This window comes from Bacillus sp. MYb209 (genome assembly GCF_002975175.1).
In the GTDB taxonomy this organism is placed as follows: Bacteria; Bacillota; Bacilli; order Bacillales; family Bacillaceae_G; genus Bacillus_A.
In genome coordinates this window covers 34,442-56,114 of record NZ_PCNZ01000016.1, presented here as the reverse complement: position 1 = coordinate 56,114, position 21,673 = coordinate 34,442, and the positions used below count along the sequence as shown (strand labels likewise).

Annotated in this window: 25 protein-coding genes; 18 read left to right on the top strand and 7 right to left on the bottom strand. The window is 36.2% G+C overall.

Features of this window, described 5'->3' with window-relative positions; genetic code table 11:
- Positions 1–21: 21 nt before the first annotated feature.
- A complete protein-coding gene (locus CQZ94_RS20450; RefSeq protein WP_105586825.1) occupies positions 22–480 on the bottom strand; it encodes a universal stress protein in 459 nt (152 codons plus the stop codon).
- Between the two features lie 147 nt (positions 481–627).
- Between CQZ94_RS20450 and CQZ94_RS20445 the strand changes: the two genes are divergently transcribed.
- Both CQZ94_RS20445 and ald read left to right on the top strand, forming a co-directional pair.
- Positions 628–1,419: an SDR family oxidoreductase gene (locus CQZ94_RS20445; RefSeq protein WP_105586880.1), complete on the top strand. Its 792-nt coding sequence runs from the start codon at positions 628–630 to the stop codon at positions 1,417–1,419.
- Between the two features lie 213 nt (positions 1,420–1,632).
- The gene (gene ald / locus CQZ94_RS20440) at positions 1,633–2,766 is read left to right on the top strand and encodes an alanine dehydrogenase (protein WP_105586824.1); all 1,134 of its coding nucleotides are present in this window, start codon (positions 1,633–1,635) and stop codon (positions 2,764–2,766) included.
- 51 nt (positions 2,767–2,817) lie between these two features.
- Here the strand turns inward: ald and CQZ94_RS20435 are convergent, their stop codons facing one another.
- Complete coding sequence (locus CQZ94_RS20435) at positions 2,818–3,243, bottom strand: hypothetical protein (RefSeq protein WP_105586823.1); 426 nt, start codon at positions 3,241–3,243, stop codon at positions 2,818–2,820.
- Positions 3,240–3,503 carry a helix-turn-helix transcriptional regulator gene (locus CQZ94_RS20430; RefSeq protein ID WP_033713772.1) on the bottom strand — a complete coding sequence of 88 codons (264 nt, stop codon included), beginning with the start codon at positions 3,501–3,503 and terminating at the stop codon, positions 3,240–3,242. Before CQZ94_RS20430 ends, CQZ94_RS20435 begins: the two co-directional genes overlap by 4 nt.
- Before the next feature lie 131 nt (positions 3,504–3,634).
- Here CQZ94_RS20430 and CQZ94_RS20425 point away from each other — a divergent pair, with 131 nt between their 5' ends.
- The 7 genes from CQZ94_RS20425 to CQZ94_RS20395 all read left to right on the top strand — a co-directional run bounded on the left by CQZ94_RS20425 (position 3,635) and on the right by CQZ94_RS20395 (position 7,494).
- Complete coding sequence (locus tag CQZ94_RS20425; RefSeq protein ID WP_105586821.1) at positions 3,635–4,063, top strand: hypothetical protein; 429 nt, start codon at positions 3,635–3,637, stop codon at positions 4,061–4,063.
- 65 nt (positions 4,064–4,128) lie between these two features.
- The gene (locus CQZ94_RS20420) at positions 4,129–4,461 is read left to right on the top strand and encodes a cupin domain-containing protein (protein ID WP_105586820.1); all 333 of its coding nucleotides are present in this window, start codon (positions 4,129–4,131) and stop codon (positions 4,459–4,461) included.
- Complete coding sequence (locus CQZ94_RS20415) at positions 4,458–5,252, top strand: GNAT family N-acetyltransferase (protein ID WP_105586819.1); 795 nt, start codon at positions 4,458–4,460, stop codon at positions 5,250–5,252. Before CQZ94_RS20420 ends, CQZ94_RS20415 begins: the two co-directional genes overlap by 4 nt.
- Positions 5,253–5,254: 2 nt before the next feature.
- The gene (locus tag CQZ94_RS20410; RefSeq protein WP_105586818.1) at positions 5,255–5,599 is read left to right on the top strand and encodes a DUF6176 family protein; all 345 of its coding nucleotides are present in this window, start codon (positions 5,255–5,257) and stop codon (positions 5,597–5,599) included.
- A 122-nt stretch (positions 5,600–5,721) separates the two neighbouring features.
- Positions 5,722–6,231, top strand: coding sequence for an RNA polymerase sigma factor (locus tag CQZ94_RS20405; RefSeq protein WP_105586817.1), 510 nt, complete (start codon positions 5,722–5,724; stop codon positions 6,229–6,231).
- Positions 6,212–7,225, top strand: a complete 1,014-nt coding sequence (locus CQZ94_RS20400; protein ID WP_105586816.1) for an anti sigma factor C-terminal domain-containing protein — start codon at positions 6,212–6,214, stop codon at positions 7,223–7,225. The genes CQZ94_RS20405 and CQZ94_RS20400 overlap by 20 nt, the downstream gene beginning before the upstream one ends.
- Positions 7,226–7,287: 62 nt before the next feature.
- Positions 7,288–7,494, top strand: coding sequence for a hypothetical protein (locus tag CQZ94_RS20395; RefSeq protein ID WP_002088956.1), 207 nt, complete (start codon positions 7,288–7,290; stop codon positions 7,492–7,494).
- A 45-nt stretch (positions 7,495–7,539) separates the two neighbouring features.
- Here CQZ94_RS20395 and pepQ read toward each other — a convergent pair whose 3' ends face one another.
- Complete coding sequence (gene pepQ / locus CQZ94_RS20390) at positions 7,540–8,637, bottom strand: Xaa-Pro dipeptidase (RefSeq protein ID WP_105586815.1); 1,098 nt, start codon at positions 8,635–8,637, stop codon at positions 7,540–7,542.
- A 149-nt stretch (positions 8,638–8,786) separates the two neighbouring features.
- Between pepQ and CQZ94_RS20385 the strand changes: the two genes are divergently transcribed.
- The 3 genes from CQZ94_RS20385 (at position 8,787) to CQZ94_RS20370 (ending at position 11,723) form a co-directional block, all read left to right on the top strand.
- Entirely contained in the window at positions 8,787–9,470 is a 684-nt protein-coding gene (locus tag CQZ94_RS20385) for a metal-dependent hydrolase (protein WP_105586879.1), read from the top strand.
- Between the two features lie 445 nt (positions 9,471–9,915).
- A complete protein-coding gene (locus CQZ94_RS20375) occupies positions 9,916–11,229 on the top strand; it encodes a CBS domain-containing protein (protein ID WP_105586813.1) in 1,314 nt (437 codons plus the stop codon).
- Positions 11,230–11,459: 230 nt separating this feature from the next.
- Complete coding sequence (locus tag CQZ94_RS20370; protein WP_105586812.1) at positions 11,460–11,723, top strand: DUF3949 domain-containing protein; 264 nt, start codon at positions 11,460–11,462, stop codon at positions 11,721–11,723.
- 7 nt (positions 11,724–11,730) lie between these two features.
- Here CQZ94_RS20370 and CQZ94_RS20365 read toward each other — a convergent pair whose 3' ends face one another.
- Positions 11,731–12,036: a YtpI family protein gene (locus tag CQZ94_RS20365; RefSeq protein ID WP_105586811.1), complete on the bottom strand. Its 306-nt coding sequence runs from the start codon at positions 12,034–12,036 to the stop codon at positions 11,731–11,733.
- Between the two features lie 315 nt (positions 12,037–12,351).
- Between CQZ94_RS20365 and CQZ94_RS20355 the strand changes: the two genes are divergently transcribed.
- On the top strand, positions 12,352–13,284 hold the full coding sequence (locus CQZ94_RS20355; protein ID WP_060752089.1) for a DHH family phosphoesterase: 933 nt from the start codon (positions 12,352–12,354) through the stop codon (positions 13,282–13,284).
- Between the two features lie 52 nt (positions 13,285–13,336).
- Here CQZ94_RS20355 and ytrI read toward each other — a convergent pair whose 3' ends face one another.
- The gene (gene ytrI, locus CQZ94_RS20350) at positions 13,337–13,840 is read right to left on the bottom strand and encodes a sporulation membrane protein YtrI (RefSeq protein WP_105586809.1); all 504 of its coding nucleotides are present in this window, start codon (positions 13,838–13,840) and stop codon (positions 13,337–13,339) included.
- Positions 13,837–14,250 carry a YtrH family sporulation protein gene (locus tag CQZ94_RS20345; protein WP_002034291.1) on the bottom strand — a complete coding sequence of 138 codons (414 nt, stop codon included), beginning with the start codon at positions 14,248–14,250 and terminating at the stop codon, positions 13,837–13,839. Before CQZ94_RS20345 ends, ytrI begins: the two co-directional genes overlap by 4 nt.
- Before the next feature lie 42 nt (positions 14,251–14,292).
- Between CQZ94_RS20345 and dnaE the strand changes: the two genes are divergently transcribed.
- The 5 genes from dnaE to accA all read left to right on the top strand — a co-directional run bounded on the left by dnaE (position 14,293) and on the right by accA (position 21,643).
- Entirely contained in the window at positions 14,293–17,625 is a 3,333-nt protein-coding gene (gene dnaE, locus CQZ94_RS20340; protein WP_105586808.1) for a DNA polymerase III subunit alpha, read from the top strand.
- Between the two features lie 133 nt (positions 17,626–17,758).
- Positions 17,759–18,967 (top strand): NADP-dependent malic enzyme, encoded by a 1,209-nt coding sequence (gene ystJ / locus CQZ94_RS20335; protein WP_165763976.1) that lies wholly within the window; start codon positions 17,759–17,761, stop codon positions 18,965–18,967.
- 14 nt (positions 18,968–18,981) lie between these two features.
- Complete coding sequence (locus CQZ94_RS20330; protein WP_105586807.1) at positions 18,982–19,626, top strand: FadR/GntR family transcriptional regulator; 645 nt, start codon at positions 18,982–18,984, stop codon at positions 19,624–19,626.
- A gap of 185 nt (positions 19,627–19,811) precedes the next feature.
- Positions 19,812–20,681, top strand: coding sequence for an acetyl-CoA carboxylase, carboxyltransferase subunit beta (gene accD, locus CQZ94_RS20325; protein WP_002173724.1), 870 nt, complete (start codon positions 19,812–19,814; stop codon positions 20,679–20,681).
- Positions 20,669–21,643 (top strand): acetyl-CoA carboxylase carboxyl transferase subunit alpha, encoded by a 975-nt coding sequence (gene accA, locus CQZ94_RS20320; RefSeq protein WP_000818787.1) that lies wholly within the window; start codon positions 20,669–20,671, stop codon positions 21,641–21,643. Before accD ends, accA begins: the two co-directional genes overlap by 13 nt.
- Positions 21,644–21,673 lie beyond the last annotated feature (30 nt).

Genomic DNA, 21,673 nt, shown 5'->3' with positions numbered 1-21,673 from the left:
ACTTGGTGTTTGATTTATAAATTAAAGATCACCTTGCTCCTCATCACCACGAACAACAAGGACATCGCATTTCGCATAGCGAATAATATGTTCAGAGACGCTACCAATTAGGAAACGTTCTACAGCATTTAAACCAGTCGCACCGCACATAATTAAATCCACTTTATGTGTTGGGGCAATTTCTTTTGAGATTTTAGATTTTGGATTACCAAATTCTAATACAGTTTCTACTTTCTCAAGACCAGCTTCAATCGCAGTCTTTTTGTAGTCTTCTAATAAGTCTTCTGCAAATAAATTTGCACGTTCAGCAATTGCGCGGCTATAAGCCTCTACTGCGGAATATGCTTTCACATCAACGATATGAGCAATTGTTAATGTTGCATTGTTTCGTTTTGCGACTTGAATTGCTTTTCTAAAGGCTTTTTCTGCTTCTTTGGAACCGTCCACTGCAATTAAAATATTTGTATATGTATTATTCATAGTAGATTCCTCCCAATTCATTTTTATAACCGTTTACAACTTAATTATAAAACAAATTATGGTAATGTGCCTGCTAAAACGTTACAGAATTTTGAAAACTTTGTTTCAATTCATTTTAGTTGTAATTGGAGCGAGAACTTGTTACATATGAAGTATAGCAATTTAAAAGGAGGCAGTTTTGTGAGACATGCGCTCATTACAGCCGGTACGAAAGGTTTAGGAAAGAAAGTAACAGAAAAGTTATTGGCTAAAGGATATTCAGTAACAGTAACGTATCATAGCGATATATATGCTATGGAAACAATGAAAGAAACATATAAAAATATGGAAGAACGTCTACAGTTCGTGCAAGCTGATGTCACGAAAAAGGAAGATTTACATAAAATAGTAGAAGAAGCGATGAGTCGTTTTGGCAAAATTGACTTTTTAATTAATAATGCTGGTCCTTACGTATTTGAAAGGAAAAAATTAGTCGATTACGAAGAAGACGAATGGAATGAAATGATCCAGGGTAATTTAACAGCGGTGTTTCATTTATTAAAACTTGTCGTACCGATTATGAGAAACCAGCAATTTGGCCGTATTATTAACTATGGATTTCAAGGGGCAGATAGCGCACCTGGATGGATTTATCGTTCAGCCTTTGCAGCTGCGAAAGTAGGGCTTGTTTCATTAACGAAAACAGTAGCTTACGAAGAGGCGGAATATGGTATTACTGCGAATATGGTTTGCCCTGGTGATATAATTGGTGAAATGAAAGAAGCGACGATTGAAGAAGCGCGAAATTTGAAAGGTAGTAACACACCAATTGGTAGATCTGGAACAGGCGAAGATATCGCAAGAACCATTTCGTTTTTATGTGAGGACGATTCTGATATGATTACTGGTACGATTATTGAAGTAACAGGCGCTGTTGATGTTATTCATAGACATCGATAGAATTAAATAAAGTGAAGTTTCGAATAATTGGACAGTTTATCCTTTATACTGAGAGGTACGGATAATACTGTCCTTTAATGTAAGGTTAAATCTATCGGAAAACTTGTATTATTTTTTGTCAAATATTGAGATATTATGTTAGAATATAAGAGTGTAGAAAGCGCTTTAAAAAATGATTCAGGGGTCATTTCATAACTCAAGGGGGAACTAATAATGCGTATCGGTATTCCAACAGAAATTAAAAACAATGAAAACCGTGTGGCAATGACGCCAGCGGGAGCTGTACATTTAGTACACAATGGTCATGAAGTTTTTGTTCAAAAAGGATCGGGTGTAGGATCAGGCTTTACAGATGAAGAATACGTACAAGCTGGTGCGAAACTTGTTGAAACTGCTGAAGAAGCATGGAATCAGGATATGGTTATGAAGGTAAAAGAGCCAGTTGAAAGTGAATACGGTTATTTCCGCGAAGGTTTAATTTTATTCACATATTTACACTTAGCTCCAGAGCCAGAATTAACAAAAGCATTAATTGATAACAAAGTGGTATCAATTGCATACGAAACAGTACAGTTAGACAATCGTTCTTTACCATTACTTGCACCAATGAGTGAAGTTGCAGGTCGTATGGCTGCACAAATCGGTGCACAATTCCTTGAGAAAAACAAAGGTGGAAAAGGTATTTTACTTGCAGGTGTTCCAGGGGTTAAACGCGGCAAAGTAACAATTATCGGCGGTGGTCAAGCTGGTACAAACGCAGCGAAAATTGCAGTAGGTTTAGGTGCAGATGTAACAATCATCGACTTAAGTGCAGAACGTCTTCGTCAATTAGATGACATTTTTGGTAACCAAGTAAAAACATTAATGTCTAATCCATACAACATTGCAGAAGCTGTAAGAGAATCTGATCTTGTAATCGGTGCAGTATTAATCCCAGGTGCAAAAGCGCCAAAACTTGTAACAGAAGAAATGATTCAATCAATGGAACAAGGTTCTGTCGTTGTAGATATCGCGATTGATCAAGGTGGTATTTTCGAAACAACTGACCGTATTACAACTCATGACAACCCAACTTATGAAAAGCACGGCGTTGTACATTATGCAGTTGCAAATATGCCAGGTGCGGTTCCACGTACATCAACTCTTGCATTAACAAACGTAACAGTACCATATGCAGTACAAATTGCTAACAAAGGCTACAAAGAAGCTTGCCTAGGCAACACTGCATTATTAAAAGGTATTAACACATTAGATGGCTATGTAACATTCGAAGCAGTTGCAGAAGCTCACGGCTTACAATACGCTGATGCAAAAGAGCTTCTTGAAAAAGCTCCTGCTTTATCATAATAAAGATATATGTAAGACCCTCCTTTTGTAAGGAGGGTCTTTTTATTTTGATTAATTGTCTAGTTTCTTTACAATTTTCAAACCGAACATCATTGTAAAGAAAAGAATGCCGAACAAGTAATAAAGGGCATACTCAACTCGTATCGTCGAATTTTCATTAGTGATATATAAAACAAATAGTATCGCAGAGCCAATTAAATGAGAGAGACCGAAAATTTGTGCCATAAGCTTTAAACTCATTTTCTCAATTCTTTCATCTATCTCAGGTAATGGGTATTGCTCGGATTCTTTCTTTTTTTTCTTAAAGAATATTCGTTTCACTACTAATAGTACCAAGGCTAAGAGTATGTATACGCTAGCGAATAGAAGGACAGAACGAATCTTTTCTTCATCACTACTATTGAAATAAAGAAAAGTCGATCCTAACACTAAAATGGTAAGATGAGAAATGAATTCTTGATTAAAAGTATTTTTCATTCTTTTTCCTCCCCAGTTTTATCTAATTGAAATAAATCCTCCACTTTACAGCCGAAAAACTCACATAATTTCAATGCTAATTCTAAACTTGGGTTGTATTTATTCTTCTCGATAGCGATGAGGGATTGTCTAGTGATTTGAACAGAGGAAGCTAATTGCTCTTGGGTGATGTCTCTAACAACGCGGAATTGTTTCACCTTATTTTTAATCAAATATACAAAGTCTCCTTTTTGTAAATTTGTTACATTTATTATATCCATTTTTAGGTAAAAGGTAAATAAAACTTTACAAAAAGTAAACAAAAATTTACGAGAAATATAGCTTGTTATGATGTGTTTTTTTGTGATAATTTGGAATTAAACGGAAAATAAAAGCCGGAAGAGGGAATTCGATGGGGAGCAAAAGTAGGAAGAAAAAGCAAGCTAGAAAACAAAAATATATAAAGAAAAAACAGGAACAGAATATACCAATTTCAAAAAAAGTAGTCTTGATTATAGGGAGAATATTTAGGTATATTTGTATGTTCCTGTATGTGATTTTTTGTGTGTATTCATGTGGGGTGTTTAAAAATTTTGGGATAATACCCAATATTATTGAGGGTATTTTAGGCTTTATACTTGTCACAATAGAAGGAGTCTTATTCTTTATATTATTTGATAAAGTGTGGCCTAGTCATGAAAGCAATAAAGATAGAAAAAGAAAAAGGAGCAAAAAACCTTCATACGCTTCGAGCTCATCAAGTGGATTTGGTGACTATAGTAGCAATGATTGTAGCAGTTCAAGTGATGGAGGAGGCGATTGTGGAGGTGGTGGAGACTAAAAGTGGATGAATATCGCGCTATTAGTTTTTGGAGAATAACGACTGAATAGAGGATGGGAAGAAATATGGAAACAGTGAATCTATTAGAATTAACAAAAGATATAAAAGATCAACATAAGAACTTCGTCGTTTCAAATGTGAATAGTCATTGTTTACGAATTGCTGTATTTACTGGTGAATATGATTGGCACTATCATTCTAATTCGGATGAATTATTCATTGTGTTGGAGGGAGAATTACTTATTGATTTTCAAGATGGAGAGACAGCAATTTTAAAGCCGAATGATTCAATTTTAATTCCAGCATGTACTATTCATAGAACGAGAGCATTAAAGAGAACGGTAAATCTTTGTTTTGAAAATATAGAAGCTGATACGATTGTAGTGGAGCAATTATGAAAGAATTATCTTTAGCCGAGTATAGAAAAGTTATTTCGGTTTTAGAAGGTAATACAAGAACGACGACTTTTGCTTATGCGGTATGTGATCAAATGATAGATGGTGAGGTTTGTGTAAACGAGCAATTAACAGCAGGACTAATCGTCACCACTAATGGTATTTATTATTTGTTTGGTGACACTCGAGACCAAAGTTATAACGAAGATTTATTTTCGTATATAAAAACAGCCATTGAAAAAACAGAGAAACGATTTACACTGTTCACTTCGAGTGAAGAGTGGGAAATGATGATTGAAGAGTGCTTTAGTAATGCATTTCGGAAAATCCCAAGAATGACATTTCAATTTCAAAGAGAAGTTTTTGAAGATAGAAAAATAGAATTAAACAAAAATACATATGAAATTAAACGTATTGATAAAAGTGATATAGAAAGAAGTAATGAATTTACGGTGGATTATTACAAAGAATATTGGGGGGCAAACGAAGCATTTTTGAATAATGGCTTTGGTTTTTGTATAGAACAAGATGGGATGATTGTAGCTGAATGCGTCTCAATATTTAACGGGAATAGATTTGCTGAAATTGATATTGCAACACATGAAGCACATCAAGGAAAAGGATTAGCTCAAGCTGTTGCAACAAGTTTCATTGAACATTGTATACAAAATGATATTACACCGTGCTGGGATTGTAATGCAGATAATATACCTTCGAAAAAGTTAGCTAGTAAATTAAGTTTTCATAATCCAGTAGAATATGATTTATTTGTCCGCAAGAAAATGGGGGAATAAAAATGAATGTAGAATTAACAAGATTCAAAGTCAGGCCAGGTAAAAGTCATCGCGTAGATGAATGGATGAAGCTTCTTAATGACTATATGAAAGAAGTACTTTTGACATTAAACGACGAGAAAATGTATGTAGAGACAATTTTCCGGGAAATAAGAGATGGAGAAGAGTATCTATATTGGTATTCTGTGCAAGGAGAAGGCGGGGCTCTTGTCGAAAATTCTCATCATGAAATTGATAAAAAGCATTTAGCGTTTTGGTATGAGTGTATTGATGAAGAAGCACCGTCTGTTGATATGAAAACAGAAGTTGTTATGATTCAAGATGTTGTGAAAGAAGCGATGAAATAATAGAATAGTATTTTTGAGAGAAGCACATCAAAACAGATGTGCTTTTTATTATGAAAAGTTTTTTAGAAAAGCTGTATACATTTTATGCTCTCAAACGTTGAGTATATAGAAAGGAGAGCAGAATGAGCCATGATACGTTTGAATCATTATTAATAGAGAAGTCAAAAGCTGTGTTTGGATACTTAATTAAGATTGGAGCAGATAGAAAAGAAGCGGAAGATATTGTGCAAGATACGCTATACAAAGCTTTATTGCTTATGGAGGAAATACCGTTAGAGCATTTAACGCCGTGGTTATTTAGAGTTGCGATCAATCAGCACCGAGATTTATACCGAAAAGAAAAAAGGTTAAATCCAATTGCGATTGAATCGGTCGTTCTTATTGGACAAAAGTCATTAGATGAAGTGCTTTTAACAAGTGAACTGCAAGGAGAAGTGCAGGAAATATTGGAGACGATGACAGAAGATTATCTTCATATTTTACTATTGAAATACGATTATGAACTATCTTATAAAGAAATTGCCATTTTATTAAGTATGAAAGAAGAAACAGTGAAAACAAGTTTGTACAGAGCAAGAAATCAATTTAAAAAATTGTATAGGAGGAGAAATGATGAGTCGGAAGGACTTTGATTTGAATATGGATGATAAGCAGATGAAGACTTTGATGAAGAGGGCGAAGAGGAAGCAGTTTTGGAGAAATTGGCTTATTTCTATTTGTGCGTCCATTATTGTTATAGTAAGTTTGTTTTTGGGGGCAGCGTATTTTTCTCAGCAAACGTTTAGAAAAATGGAAAGAGAATTGAATGCACTACATAGGGTTCAAGGCCCTAATATTCGTTTCAGTGGAAGTATGTATTTAAGTCTCGGTGTTACAGGGAGTACGGTAATATATAACTCGTATAAAAATATAGCTGGTCAACCAGTAAAATGGATAAATGATATATACGAATCAGGTATATGGAATTATAGTATGAAGCACTATAATGGTGAACTTGTTAGTTTAGATGAAGAGAAAAGGGGGAAAGAGGCTGTTGCGATACCAGATTATAATGTACAAACAATGCAAAGAGAAATGAGGTTTTATTTACCTTTCGTTACTTATAAAAATTATGTGGATGATATGGAAAATATTGGAGATTTGCAAAATAAAGTTGCAGAAGTAGCCTTATCTTTTGATAAATCGTATACAGCTGAACAAATTACTGAGATGCTTCCCAAAAGTGTACAGCCAGTTTGGTTTTGGGTAGATACATATAATGAAAAGAAAAGTGATTTTTATGTAGGGTTAAAAGATCCTAAAAATGGTACGATATTAAATGCAGAAATGGCAAATAATGTTTTTGGATTTGAAGGAAGTTATTCAAAAGTGAAAGAAGATGTGAAAAACGATGTAACAATAAACTCAAAAGAGTTTCTATACCAAATGAAGTATTTAGCAAAAAATAGTGAAGGTATACCAAGTGATTATTTTGAACAATATTATAAAGAAATAAAAAACACAAAACCAAAAGACTTACCAATATACGGAGTAGTCGTAACAGGGAAAACAGCGGATTTACAAAGTTTACAAGGAGCACCGTATATTAAGGCGGCTGTAAGAGGCGTAACAGTTGAGAAATATTGATCACAATTCATTAATGTGAATAATCTGAAAATTATGTTATAATATGGGAAAAGGAGGTTTATATGAGGCAAATACATGGAGCAATTTATATTTACATAACAATGTTTTTCGTGGCGATATCCTATGGTTTAGGGCACGTGTATTCGCATCCTATACTAACTTTTTTAAGCGGAGCATGTATGGCGTTTGCACTTCTTGTCCACCTTTTCTCAGTTTGGATCGTGAAATTTCAAATAAATATTAGTGAAATAGAAGAAGGCACTTTTTAAGGAGCCTTCTTTAATAAAAAGGTAGCGATCACGCTACCTTTTTTCTTATTTCACAAATTGTAATTCTTTCGGGAACTTCGTTAAGATCTCTGATCCATCTTTTGTGATGTAAATATCATCTTCAATACGAACGCCACCTACGTTTGGTACGTAAATGCCTGGTTCGATTGTGAAGACCATACCTTCTCTTAATAGAGACTCGTTGCCTTCTTTTACATCTGGATATTCGTGTACGCTAATTCCAAGTCCGTGACCAAGTCGGTGTGGGAAGAGGTCTCCGTAACCTGCATCTGCGATAACAGAACGGGCAGCGTTGTCGATTGCACCAAATGTAACGCCTGGTTTACATGCTTCGACTGCTTGTAGTTGTCCAGCTAGTACAGTGTTGTAAATGCGAGTTTGCTCTTCAGAAATATCACCAAATGCTACTGTACGTGTAATGTCAGAGCAATAACCTTCAATGATTACACCTAAATCAAATAGTACGAAATCGCCGCGTTTCATTTTGTTTGCACCTGGAATGCCGTGTGGAAGAGCAGAGTTTGCACCTGCTAATACCATCGTATCGAATGACATTTTATGGATGCCTTTTGTTTTTAATTCATGCTCAATAATTGCTAATACTTCTAGCTCACTACGATTTTCTTTAATTGCATTTACACCAACTTCAACAGCATAATCTGCCATTTTAGCTGCTTCACGTAAAATAGAAAGTTCTTTTTCATCTTTAATTAAGCGAAGCTCGCGAACTTTCTCTTCAGCTGATTTGAAGGCTGCATTTGGGAATAATTTTGTTAATTCTTCGTAACGCTCTACGTTTAAATGCTCTTTTTCAATTGCAACTGCATTTGCATCAATACCACGATCTTTAATTGCTTTTGCAATCATATCCCATGGTTTGTCAGTATCAGTAAATCCGATAATTTCATGTGCCCAGCCAGCGTTACGTGCTTGGCCTTCTTCCATTTTAGGACAAATTAAAATAGGTTCTTTTTCTTGGAATACAAACATACCAAGTAGTCTTTCATGTGGTTCACAATGGAAGTTCGTCATGTAGAAAACGTTTGGTGTAGAAGTTAAGAACGCAGCTTCTACGTTTTTTTCTTTTAGCCATTGCATTAAATTTTCTAATCTAGCATTCATCGATTGGCACCCCCGAGATATTTAATTACAAATATAACTTTACATCGGATGAAAGCGTTATGACAAGTAAATAGATGTTAGAAAAGACAGGTAATTGAGAAATCATGTAGAATAAAAAGTGAGAATGTGAATAGGGGAGGAATGTAATGATGAAAGTATCTTATCACGGGCATTCAGTTGTAAAGATTGAAACGAATGGAAAAGTTATTTTAATTGACCCATTTTTAACGGGAAATCCGAAAACAGATTTAAAGGCTGAAGATGTAAAAGTTGATGCGATTATTTTATCGCACGGACACGGTGATCATGTCGGGGATACAGTAGCGTTAGCAAAGAAAAATAATGCGGTCGTTGTGGCACCGTTTGAATTAGCTACATTTTTAGGCTGGCAAGGTGTAAATACACATCCGATGCATATTGGAGGTTCGCATGAATTTGACTTCGGAAAAGTGAAATTTACCCAAGCATTCCACGGCTCCAGTTATATTGATGAAGAAAATAAGACGATTACATATACAGGTATGCCAGCTGGTATTTTGTTTACAGCAGAAGAGAAAACGGTATATCATGCAGGAGATACTGCTTTATTCTCTGATATGAAGTTAATTGGAGAACTTAATAATATTGATGTAGCATTTTTACCAATTGGTGATAATTTCACAATGGGGCCAGAAGATGCTGTGTTAGCAGCAAAATGGATAGGTGCGAAAACAGTTGTACCGATGCATTACAATACGTTCCCAGTTATTGAACAAGATCCATATCAATTTGTAGAAAAGCTACAAAATTGTACAGGGAAAGTATTAGAAGCTGGAGAAAGTATTACACTATAAAAAAGAAACCCTTCATTTGAAATGACAAGTGAAGGGTTTTTTACGTGTGTAGTACAGCTTTTAAAGTTTGCGCTTGTTTTGGTGATTCTTTTCTTTTTGGAAGTGGCTGTTCGGGTGTTTCATTCAACTCCATTGCAACTTTTTTTCCATCTACGAAAGCTACAAATACAGCACCTACAACCTCTAAAATTTTTTCATCATGTATTCGCTCCTTTGTTTCATTTCTTGTCTTAATTGTATATGGAATCGAGTGGACAAACTATCGAACGAGATGACAACAGCATTACATTGTTGTAATAGAGTGACTGGTGGAATGTAAGGGTCATTTTGTTATAAAAAAAATAGTACAGATATATAAAGAGAGAGTGTAACAGTTTTGAAAATATAGTATACTGAAAATACAACACATGAAGAATTTAGGGAAAAGAAAGTATGGTGAAACCATTTGGCTACCAAACATAATCAAATTTTAGAACATATTAATAGCCTACCGGTAGGGCATAAAATTTCTGTAAGGCAAATTGCGAAAGATTTAAGTGTAAGTGAAGGGACAGCTTACCGTGCAATTAAAGATGCAGAAAATAAAGGATATGTTAGTACAATTGAACGTGTCGGAACAATTCGAATTGAGCAAAAGAAGAAAGAGAATATCGAAAAACTGACATATGCAGAAGTCGTTAACATTGTCGATGGCCAAGTACTTGGGGGCAGAGAAGGACTACATAAAACGTTAAATAAATTCGTTATTGGGGCTATGAAATTAGAAGCAATGATGCGCTATACAGAAGCGGGGAACTTGCTTATCATCGGGAACCGTACGAATGCACATCAATTAGCATTAGAAACAGGGGCTGCCGTACTAATAACAGGTGGATTTGATACAGAAGAGCATGTGAAAAAGTTAGCAGACGAATTAAAGCTTCCAATTATTTCGAGTAGTTATGATACATTTACGGTCGCAACGTTAATTAACCGTGCAATTTATGATCAACTTATTAAGAAAGAAATTGTACTCGTTGAAGATATTTTAACACCGATTGAAGAAACGTTATATTTAAAGCCAAGTGATACAGTGCAGAAATGGCATGAGTACAATGAAGAAACGATGCATGGACGTTATCCAATTGTGGATGAAAATAAAAAGGTGTTAGGTATTGTAACTTCGAAAGATATGATTGGTGTTGCGAAAGATACACCGATTGATAAAGTGATGACGAAGCATCCGATTACAGTAAATGGAAAAATGTCTGTCGCAGCTGCAGCGCGTATGATGGTGTGGGAAGGTATTGAATTACTTCCTGTTGTGGAGGATGGAAATAAATTGCAAGGTATCATTAGTCGTCAAGATGTACTTCAGGCGCTGCAAATGATTCAACGTCAACCACAAGTTGGTGAAACAATTGATGACATTGTAACGAATCAATTTATGACGCCGAAAGAAGCGAAAAATGAGCATTTGTATCAATTTTCAGTGACACCACAAATGACCAATTCAATCGGGACGTTATCTTACGGTGTATTCACAACAATTGTGACAGAAGCAACAAACCGCGTCATTCGTGCGCAGAAGAAGAGCGATTCAATTGTTGAGAACTTAACAATTTATTTCGTAAAGCCAGTTCAAATTGATAATGTTGTATCAGTTCATCCGAAAGTATTAGAAATTGGGCGTAAATTTGGTAAGGTTGATGTAGAAGTGCATCATGAAGGTAATGTTGTCGGGAAAGCATTGCTTATGGTGCAATTGATCGATAAATAAAAAGATGGAACAAATCGCTTTGATTTGTTCCATCTTTTTTGTTTTATTGGGTTTGGAAGCTGTTGCTAAAGATGTGGAAGAGTTTTAGCGGGAAAGCAAAGGAGTAGCAGGATATATATATAAGGAGAGATAATTGTATAATCGGAAAAGACAGAATATTAATTCATTTAGATTGTATACTATGATATAATTAGATTGTAAGATAATGGATGTCGGAAGGGGGATGTAATATGTCATCAGAATTACTCTTTTTTGGTGGTATCGCACTCTTTTATTTCCTTGTGATGATACCAATTCAATACTTATACTTACAAGGATTAAATGAAAAAAAGAAACGAACAGGATTATCTCAACAAGAACTATACAAACAGATGTCTTTTGAAGAAGAGCAATTACATTTTCACGTGCAAGGCAATCTATTTAATATACCGTCTGCGTTTGTTGCAAGTATGATTTTGAAGATTAAGGGACGTAAAAAAGCATCACAATGTTGATGCTTTTTTACGTTGTTTTATAAGATTCGGCTTCTTTGACTGCTAATGGTAGAAAATGTTTATATTGGCGGAATCCATTAAAGGTGCTCGCGCTGCCAAATAAAACAAACAAAACACCAACGATAATGCGGGCAGTTGAAAGTTCTAAAAAGAATTGGTTTATCCCAAAGAATAGGACGAATAAGCCGAGTGCCATAGCAGATTTTCCAGAGAGCCAACCCTTCTCCATTGGACGGTTTGTACGAAAGAATTTTGTTTTGTAGAAGAGGTACAACACAAATGAGATGATAATACAAAAGACGAATACTGGCATAATACACGCTCCCATCGATTGGTATAAAAATAACAATTTAGAAAAAAGAAAAATCTAAACTTTCTAATTTTTATTATAAAGCAATTGTTCGCATGTATGAAATGTTTTCCGTTATAATGGGGGATAAAGTGAAACTTTAATTAGTGTGGGGAGATCCCACGCACTAATTATTAGCCCTCACCAATCGGGCTTTTACGTGCATCCGGGCTCCCAATTAATTTTGCACCATTGTTTTTAATACTTTTGAGGTGGGAGTCTTACTACACGTTAATGCGGGATAAAGTGAAGAAGTTGAATAAAAAGGAGATTATACATATGCATGAGCAAATTTTAGGAGCAATTAAAGAGTTTGATACAATTATTATTCATCGTCATGTACGTCCGGATCCAGATGCATTAGGTTCTCAGTGCGGACTTGGTACAATTCTGCAAGAATCGTTTCCAGAGAAAAATATTTATATGGTTGGGTACAACGAGCCTTCTTTATCATTTTTACGAGTAATGGATGATATTGAAGATAGTGTATATGAAGATGCACTTGTTATCGTTTGTGATACAGCAAATCAAGAGCGTGTTTGTGATCAGCGTTATGCAAAAGGAAAGATGTTAATTAAAATTGATCATCATCCGAATGAAGACCCGTACGGAGATATTACGTGGGTGGATACGACAGCTAGTTCTACAAGTGAAATGATTTATGAATTTTACAGTTATGGAAAAGATAAAGGATTAACGATTTCAAAGGAAGCAGCTCGCCTTATTTTAGCGGGTATTGTTGGAGATACAGGTCGTTTCTTATTCCCAAATACAACAGCGAAAACACTTCGTTACGTAAGTGAGCTTGTTGAAATGGATGTTAAATTTACGGATTTATACAATGAAATGTATAAGACAAAAGAAAAGATCGCTCGTTTAAACGGTTATATTTTACAAAACTTTACGATGGTAGAAGAAGGCGCAGCGTACATTAAATTAACGAAAGAGGTACTAGAAGAGTTTGATGTACTTTCTACCGAAGCATCTGGTGTTGTCGGAGCGCTTGGTAATATTGATGGATTAAAGGCATGGGTTCTATTTTTAGAGGAAGATGATGTTATTCGTGTTCGTCTTCGTTCAAAAGGACCAGTTATTAATAAATTAGCAATGCAATATAATGGCGGAGGACATCCGATGGCTTCTGGTGCAAAAGCATCTTCTTGGGAAGAAGCGGATCGCCTGTTTGCTGATTTACGTGAGCTGTGTAAATAAGAAGTTATATGTTGAATGAAAGAGAAGGAGAGGCACTGAAGCCCTCCTTTTTTTATTTTTCTTTCTCTATATCAATATTAATTTCAAGTACGGTATCAAAAGAGACTGTGTCTACTTTAAAGCGGTATATACGATCGTAATGTTTGTACGTTTTATTTTCGATGACTTTTTTGAGCAGGTCTTTATTTTTTGCGATGCTTTGAATGTTTTTCGTTAAAAGATGCTGGAGATCATTATGGATAGAAGTGGTCATGTTTTCAAGTGTAAGATTGTCTAAATCATATTTTTTTCGATTTATAATTTTTATTTTGATTTCTTGAATTGTTAAGAGCCGTTTATTTTCTGTGTTCAATTTCTCTTGGTCTTCGAGAAGGACGTGGAGTTTTGCTTCTTGTTTTTCGATAATTTCTTTTTGTTCTGCTATTTTACTAGCTTGTTCTTCTTGAAAAACACCGTATATGTACAAAAAAACAAACCAGCTCAACACTCCTCCAACAGCAGCGCCAGCTAAAACTAAATACCACCTTTTGGCTGTATTGGCACTGGGTACTCTCATACATGTTCCTGTGTAAGCCATTTAATAATAATAAGACCAGTTTGCATACCGCCAGTTGCAAAAAAAATAAGGAGAATTTGTTTTACGATATCTTTCATATCTCCGCCAAAGAAGCTTCTTTCAAAGCTATAAAAGGTATCGAACGTTCCGCCAATTGCTGCAACGAGTGCCCAAATTCTTAAATTTTGGGCGAATTGATTAATATAAGTTAGAGCTGGTTTTCCGATGAGAAATGCACCAAATCCGCCAATTAATGAACCACCAAGTATAACTCCAAAGGCAATAAAATAACTAATAATAAGCAGAGAGAAAAAAGTATGTTCTCTTACATCCATCGTCATTCCCCTTTCTTCTTCATATATATGGACAAAGTATGAGAAGTATGTTTTGATTTCCGCTTTCCTCATCACCTATAATAAAAGTAGTCACATAGGTAAAGAGAGGGTACAACAGTGAAGTTTGTGCATTTACAATGTCAAACCGTTTTTAGTTTATTAAAAAGTGCTTGTAAAATCGATGAGCTTGTCATTCGGGCGAAAGAGCTTGGATTTTCATCGCTGGCCATTACAGATGAAAATGTTATGTATGGAGTTATTCCGTTTTATAAAGCATGCAAGAAAAATGGTATACAGCCTATTATCGGCTTAACAGCTTCTATTTTTAGTGAAGAAGAAGAAAGGTCTTATCCACTCGTCTTACTTGCTGAGAATGAAATAGGCTATCAAAATTTATTAAAGATTTCTAGCAGCATTATGACGAAGTCAAAAGAAGGTATCCCGAAGAAGTGGCTTGCTCATTATGCGAAAGGATTAATTGCAATTTCACCAGGGAAAGATGGAGAGATTGAACAGCTATTATTAGAAGACAAAGAGAGTCAGGCTGAAGAAGTAGCTCATACGTATCAAAATATGTTCAGCAATTTTTATATAAGTTTGCAGCATCATGCGATTCAAGATGAACTGCTTTTACAAGAAAAACTGCCTGAATTTATTAATAAGGTAAACGTTCCAGTCGTTGCAACAAATGATGTTCGCTATATTAATCAAAGTGACGCACTTGTTCATGAATGTTTATTATCTGTTGAAGGCGGAACGAAAATGACTGATCCAGATAGACCGAGAATGAAAACGGATCAGTATTATTTAAAGTCATCGGATGAAATGGAAGCACTATTTTCTCATGCTGAGGAAGCAGTTCAAAATACAATAACAATCGCGGAACGTTGCCAAGTAGAAATTCCTTTCCATGTAAATCAATTACCGAAATTTCCTGTTCCATCTAACGAGACGAATGATACGTATTTGCGCCGTGTTTGTGAAGAAGGCTTGCAGAAACGTTATGGTACGCCGAAAGAAGCGCATATAAGACGTTTGGATCATGAATTAAATGTTATTTCTCGTATGGGATTTAGCGATTATTTCCTCATCGTATGGGACTTTATGAAATATGCACATGAAAATCATATTTTAACTGGGCCAGGCCGTGGATCGGCAGCTGGTTCACTCGTTTCTTACGTATTGGAAATTACAGATATTGATCCGATTGAATATGAATTATTATTTGAAAGGTTTTTAAACCCTGAACGTGTGACACTTCCAGATATTGATATTGATTTTCCAGATATAAGACGTGATGAGATGATTCGATATGTGAAAGATAAATATGGTCAGCTTCGTGTTGCTCAAATTGTAACGTTCGGAACTCTTGCAGCGAAAGCCGCAATTAGAGACATTGCTCGTGTAATGGGGCTCCTGCCAAGAGATATTGACATATTTTCAAAACTTATCCCATCAAAGCTTGGTATAACGTTAAAAGATGCATATGAGGAATCGCAATCGCTTCGTGAGTTTATACAAGGGAATCTTTTGCATGAGCGTGTGTTTGAAATTGCAAAACGTGTAGAGGGATTACCGCGTCATACGTCTATTCATGCAGCTGGCGTTATTATGAGCCAAGAACCGTTAACGGGAAGTGTAGCGATTCAAGAAGGGCATAACGATGTTTATGTTACGCAATATCCAGCTGATGCATTAGAAGAACTTGGGTTGCTCAAGATGGACTTTTTAGGCTTACGTAATTTAACGTTACTTGAAAATATTATAAAGTTTATTGTTGAAAAAACTGGGAAACAAATTGATATAAGAAATTTACCTCTGCAAGATGAAAAGACGTTTCAATTGTTAGGAAGAGGGGATACAACAGGTGTATTCCAGCTTGAATCAGGTGGTATGCGAAATGTACTTCGTGGGTTAAAACCGAATGAATTTGAAGACATAGTCGCTGTTAACTCGTTATACAGACCAGGACCGATGGAACAAATTCCAACCTTTATTGAATCGAAGCATGGGAAAAGACGCATTGAATATTTACATCCGGATTTAAAGCCGATTTTAGAAAGAACATACGGCGTAATTGTATACCAAGAACAAATTATGCAAATCGCATCGAAGTTAGCTGGATTTTCGCTTGGAGAAGCGGATTTGCTGCGCCGTGCAGTGAGTAAAAAAAATCGTGATATTTTAGATCAAGAACGTAAGCATTTTGTTCAAGGTTGTTTGGAAAACGGATACGACGAGACATCTTCAGAACAAATTTACGATTTAATTGTAAGATTTGCGAATTACGGTTTTAACCGAAGTCACGCTGTAGCTTACAGTATGATCGGATATCAGCTTGCATATTTAAAAGCAAATTATACGCTGGAATTTATGACGGCGTTATTATCAAGTGCAATTGGAAATGAAGATAAGATTGTGCAGTATGTACGAGAAACGAAGCGGAAAGGTTTTCACGTTTTACCGCCGTCTCTTCAGAGAAGTGGTTACAACTTCCAAATAGAAGGGAATGCGATTCGATATAGTTTACTTTCGATTCGGAATATCGGAATGGCTACCGTGACGGCATTATTGGAAGAACGAGAGAAAAAAATGTTCGAAGATTTATTTGAGTTTTGTCTTCGTATGCCATCAAAATTTGTAACAGAGCGAAATTTAGAAGCGTTTGTCTGGTCTGGGTGTTTTGACGATTTTTGTGTTTCGAGGACGACGTTATGGAAAAGTCTTAAAGGAGCGTTGGAGTATGCAAATCTTGCACGTGATTTTGATTTAGGGGATGCTGTTCCGAAATCAAAATACGTACAAGGAGAAGAGCTATCCTTTATTGAACAGTTAAATAAAGAGAAGGAAGCACTCGGTTTTTATTTATCTAGCTATCCGACAGCGCAGTATGCGGAGTTAGGAAAAGAATTAGAAATTCCATCTCTTGCTCAGGCGATGCGACATAAGAAAAAAGTACAAAGAGCGATCGTATATATAACAAGTGTGAAAGTTATTCGTACGAAAAAGTTGCAAAAGATGGCGTTTATTACATTCTGTGATCAAAATGATGAAATGGAAGCCGTTATTTTTCCAGAAACGTATATACATTTTTCGGACAGGTTACAAGAAGGTGCAATTGTTTTAGTTGATGGTACGATCGAGCAAAGAAATCATAAGTTGCAATGGATCGTGAATGGACTATATCCGCTAGAAGAAATGGATGTTTATGAAGAAATGAAAGAAGCATCTGTTTACGTGAAATTGCCGTCTCAATATGAAAAAAAGTTTGTAAATCAAGTTACGAAAATATTGTTTGATTATTCAGGTTTTACGAAAGTACTAATTTATTATGAAAAGGAACATAAAATGGTACAATTATCTCGAAGTTTATCGATTCATCCAAGTGAAGAATGTCTAGGAGCACTTCGTGAAATTGTCGGTGACGAAAATGTCGTTGTGAAAATATAATGGACAATTTCCCTACACTTCGATTATTATAGTAGTAGTGTTCGTGGTCAGACCACTTGGAGAAATTGATATCAGCAAGCATAATTTGAGGAGAGTGGATAGTTTGTCAACACTTCGTGAAGAAGCACTTCACATGCATAAAGTGCATCAAGGAAAATTAGAAACTGTATCAAAAGTAAAAGTAGAAAATGCAAAAGATTTAAGTCTTGCATATTCTCCAGGGGTTGCAGAGCCTTGTAAAGAAATTTATGACGATAAAAGTAAGGTATATGAATATACAATGAAGGGAAATATGGTAGCAGTTGTGACAGATGGAACGGCTGTACTTGGTCTTGGTAACATTGGACCTGAAGCATCTCTTCCAGTAATGGAAGGTAAAGCTGTATTATTCAAGAGCTTTGCTGGTGTAGATGCATTCCCGATTGCCTTAAATACAAACGATGTAGATAAAATTGTTGAAACTGTAAAATTAATGGAGCCAACTTTTGGCGGTGTAAACTTAGAAGACATCGCAGCACCAAACTGCTTCGTTATTGAAGAACGTTTGAAAAAAGAGACAAACATTCCAATATTCCATGATGATCAACACGGAACAGCTATCGTAACAGTAGCAGGCCTTGTGAACGCGCTGAAGTTAGTTGGAAAGAAAATGTCTGACATTAAAGTTGTCGCAAATGGTGCAGGTGCAGCAGGTATTGCAATCATTAAACTTTTATATCGCTATGGTGTACGTGACGTTATTATGTGTGACCGTAAAGGTGCAATCTATGAAGGTCGTCCTGTCGGTATGAATCCGGTGAAAGATGAAGTTGCAAAATATACAAATAAGAATCGTATAGAAGGTTCTTTAGCTGACGTTTTACAAGGTGCGGACGTATTCATTGGTGTATCTGCAGCAGGTGCATTAACTGAAGAGATGGTTCGTACAATGAATGACGATGCAATTATTTTTGCAATGGCGAATCCGGTTCCAGAAATTATGCCAGAATTGGCAAAAGCAGCGGGCGCAGCTGTTGTTGGAACAGGTCGTTCTGACTTCCCGAACCAAGTAAATAATGTACTAGCTTTCCCAGGTATTTTCCGCGGTGCACTTGATGTACATGCGACACAAATTAATGAAGAAATGAAGATGGCAGCTGTACAAGCCATTGCAGAGCTTGTATCAGAGGATGAGTTGAATGCAGATCATATCATTCCAGCACCATTTGACGCGCGTGTAGCGCCTCAAGTAGCGGCTTACGTTGCGAAAGCAGCAATGGAGACAGGAGTAGCTCGCCGTCAAGTAGATCCAAATGAAGTCGCTGAGAAAACAAAACAATTAGCGCTGATTGGTAAAGAATAAGCGAGGAATTTCCATTGACATCATCAAATACAAAAGTATATCTCGAAATTGTAAAAAAAATCCGTTCCATTATGGAAGAGGATTGTTTAGTAGCAGGGGATCGTTTGCCATCTGAGCGTGAGTTAAGTTCACGCTTAAATGCTGGACGTTCCTCTGTAAGAGAAGCATTACGTGCGTTAGAACTGGTAGGATTAATTGAAACGAGACGTGGTGAGGGGACGTTTATTCGAAACTTTTACGATAACGGTCTTGTACAATTAATTGCTCCGTTTCTACTGCAAGATGAGAAAACAATTCGTGATTTATTACAAACAAAACGATTGCTTGAGAAAGATATGATTCGAATTGTATGTAATTTACCGAAAGAAACGTTTTCTAAAGTACTAAGTAAATTACACCAAGTGCTTGAAGAAAATGAAAGTTCAATTCCAATGCTTCATCAAACGTTCTTTAAAACACTTATTGAACAATTCGATAATTATTTACTATATCGCATTTGGATGATCGTAAATGATTACGTTGCAACTCTTTCTTGTGAAGCTTCAGGAGATTCTATCACAATGTATAGAAGGCTTTATGCTACTTTGGAAGTGAAACAAGAAAATGATGCGTTAAAAATTTACGATGAATTAGTAGAGAATATACAGTTTCACTCGTAATGTATAAAATTTGTCGAAATGACCATGACACGTTATGACAAACATTCTACCGCATAGCGGTTAAAGTTAAACGTAAAGAGAGAGGTTATTAGACAGATTGAGAAGATAAGGCTAACATCAAACATTGGTGTTAGCCCCATTTTCTTCTTACGCTAACCTTAGCTCTCAACGAAGGGGGTCAAATTGTGCTAAGAGATTTATTCGTGAAAAAGAAAAAGTACGCTGCAATACCTTCAGAACAAGTACGAAAAGATGTACCAGATGGCGTTATGACAAAATGTCCGAAATGTAAAAAAATCATGTATACGAAAGAGCTTCTTAAAAATTTAAAAGTATGCGTGAATTGTGGATATCATCATCCGATGAATGCATGGGAACGCCTTGATAGTATATTGGACGAAGGTTCATTTCGTGAGTATGACAAAGAGATGGTTTCACTAAATCCACTTGAGTTTCCGGGATATGAAGAGAAACTAGAAAACGATCGTAAGAAGACTGAATTGAATGAAGCGGTTGTAACTGGTGAAGGAACAATTGATGACATGCTTGTTGTTGTTGCAGTAATGGATTCTCGTTTTCGAATGGGCAGTATGGGCTCTGTTGTAGGAGAGAAAATTGCCCGTGCGGTTGAAAAGGCATACGACTTACAAGTTCCATTTATTATCTTTACTGCGTCGGGTGGTGCTCGTATGCAAGAAGGGATATTAAGTTTAATGCAAATGGCAAAAACAAGCGTAGCTTTGAAAAAGCATAGTAATGCAGGAGGGTTATTTATTTCTGTTATGACTCACCCAACGACGGGCGGGGTTTCAGCGAGTTTCGCTTCACTTGGTGATTACAATCTTGCAGAGCCAGGTGCACTTATCGGATTTGCTGGTAGACGCGTAATTGAACAAACAGTGCGTGAGAAACTGCCGGAAGATTTCCAAACGGCAGAATTTTTACTAGAGCACGGTCAATTAGATGCGGTGGTGCATCGTGATGATATGAGAGAATCACTCCGTAAGATTTTAGAAGTTCATCAAGGAGGGGAAATGGCTGTATGGCAGAGCTAGAATTTGAGAAACCAGTTGTTGAGCTAAGAAATAAGATTCGTGAACTGAAAGACTATACGAAAAACAGCCAGATGGACTTCAGTGAGGAGATTCGTATTTTGGAGGACAAGCTAGAAAAACTAGAGGAAGATATATACGGCAATATGAAAGTATGGGACCGTGTTCAAATTGCTCGTCATGCAGAACGACCGACAACGCTCGATTATATTGAGCACTTATTTACTAATTTTTTTGAATGTCATGGAGATCGCCTATTTGGCGACGATGCAGCGATTGTCGGCGGCATTGCGAAATATAAGGGGATGCCTGTAACTGTAATTGGGCACCAACGCGGAAAAGATACGAAAGAAAATATTCGTCGTAATTTTGGGATGCCTCATCCAGAAGGATATCGAAAAGCACTGCGTCTAATGAAACAAGCGGAAAAGTTTAATCGTCCCATTATTTGTTTCATCGATACGAAGGGAGCTTATCCTGGTAAAGCAGCTGAAGAACGTGGACAAAGTGAGGCAATTGCCCGTAATTTATTTGAAATGGCGGGTTTAACTGTACCTGTTATTTGTATCGTTATCGGTGAAGGTGGTAGCGGTGGTGCGTTAGGTCTTGGAGTAGGAGATTACATTCATATGCTGGAAAATTCCACTTATTCTGTCATTACACCAGAAGGTGCGGCGGCGATTCTTTGGAAAGATGCTGGTAAAGCAAAAGAAGCTGCAGAAGCGATGAAAATTACAGCATTAGATTTGAAAGAATTAGGTGTAATTGACGAAATTATTCCAGAGGCAAAAGGCGGAGCGCATCGTAATGTTTTGAAACAATCAGAAAATATAGATTTAATGCTTAAGAAAACTTTTGAACAATTAAGCGGAATTTCGAAAGATGAATTAATCGAAAAACGTTATGAAAAATATATGAAAATTGGGCAAGTTTCGTTTTCAAACGCTTCCATTGGGATAAAATAAGAAAAGCGTGCGTTCCTCTTCGCGAATGCA